Source organism: Methylobacterium sp. B1, assembly GCF_000333255.1.
Lineage (GTDB): Bacteria > Pseudomonadota > Alphaproteobacteria > Rhizobiales > Beijerinckiaceae > Methylobacterium > Methylobacterium fujisawaense.
This window is the reverse complement of the sequence record NZ_BACT01000544.1, coordinates 1-1,525: the sequence shown is the minus strand read 5'-3', so window position 1 is coordinate 1,525 and position 1,525 is coordinate 1. Positions and strand designations below refer to the sequence as shown.

General features: G+C 71.7%; 2 protein-coding genes. Both read right to left on the bottom strand.

All coding sequences use genetic code 11. From position 1 onward, the window contains the following. Window positions 1-636: asparaginase domain-containing protein (locus I53_RS15955; RefSeq protein ID WP_043352417.1), on the bottom strand; the 636-nt coding region annotated here is incomplete at its 3' end. 146 nt (window positions 637-782) lie between these two features. Then, entirely contained in the window at window positions 783-1,400 is a 618-nt protein-coding gene (locus tag I53_RS15950) for a hypothetical protein (protein WP_043352416.1), read from the bottom strand. Window positions 1,401-1,525 lie beyond the last annotated feature (125 nt).

Below are 1,525 nucleotides of genomic sequence, written 5' to 3'. Positions count from 1 at the left end.
TGCGTGCGCCCGCTCGGAGCGGCGATAGTAGCGGACGCTGTCGCCGTCGACATGGCCGAGCACGCCGAAATCCGGCGTCCGGAACGTCTGAAGCCGGGCCACCGAGGTCTTGGTCACCTCGCGCGCCGCCTGGATCTCGTCGTTGAGCACCACCAGCACGCCGCGCCCGCGGGAGGCCGGCGCCGCGGCGGTGCGGATCGCGGCCACGAGATTGAGCTTGGCGTCGGTGGAGAGGGCGCTCATCGGCCGCTGCGAGCCGACCAGCACCACCGGCAGGTCGATCGTCAGGGTCAGGCTCAGGGCGTAGGCGGTCTCCTCCAGGGTGGCGGTGCCGTGCCCGATGACGATTCCCGCGAGATCCGCATGCTCGGCCGCGAGGCGCTCGCACAGGCGCACGAGGTCGCGCCACTCGGCAAATCCGATCGCCGGGCTCGGGACCGCCTGGAACGGGACCGGCACCACCGTGGCGACGGTGGCGAGTTCCGGGACCGCCTCCAGGATGCCGCCGGCTTCGAGGCGCCGGTCGGTGGCGGTGTAGTCGAGGATGTCGAGGGTGTCGCGCCCGAGGGACGAGATCGTCCCGCCCGTGCCGATGAACGCGACCTTGGGCAATCCGGTCCCCGATCCTGCCGCCATGCCGTGCCTCCCGACCCTGTCCGGTCGCGCGAATGCGATGGCGGAGTGATGCCGCGTCGCGCGGCCGAGGTCGACCCCGGCCGCGCGCAGGCGGGCGATGCGTCGGGCGGGCGGCCCCCTCGGCCGGCCACGCCCGCACCGCCGGCTCAGCTCTGGAAGTCGACCAGAAGGGCCGAGAGGCTGCTGCTGCTGTTGGTGGTGCCGTTGGCGCCATAGCCGGCGCCGACCGACTGGCTGCTCTGGAGCTGCTGCATGAAGGTCGAGAGGAGGTCGTTCGTCGACTGCGTCACCGACGTGGAGGACGAGGTCCCGCTGCCGGTGCTGCCGGAGGCGGCGTTCCCCGGCGGCGGACCGGGCGGGGGGCCGGGCGGCGGACCGTCCGGCCCGGACACGTCGCCGGTGGCGTCCGCGCTCTGAATGCTCTGGCCGTGGCTGGAAAACAGGTTCTTCAGCTCCGTGGCCTGGTCGGTGGTGAGGCTGCCGCTGCTGACCTGATCGGCGATCAGGCCGTCGATCCGATCCTTCATGGAGGACGGGTCGAGCTTGGACCGGGTCGTGGTGCTGCCCGAGGCGGAGCTGTCCGACGACAGGCTCGAATCGATGCTGCTCAGGGCGCTGGTCAGCGCCGTCGCGTCGGTGCTGCTGATCGTGCCGGCCGACAGCGCGCTGCTGATCGTGTCGGACATCTGGGTCTTGGGCGACGGAGGCGGCGACCATCGCTGCGCGGAGAGCTGCGATGTCGCGGTGGATGAGACGGTACTCATGAGGGGGCTCGGGTCACGGATGAGCCGGATTCGCCCGGCGGCGGGTCCGTGTGCAAATTACCCACCCGAGTCTTAAGGCCGCGTTTTCGGAACCGCCCGGATCCCCGTCGCGGTGCCGGGGGCTG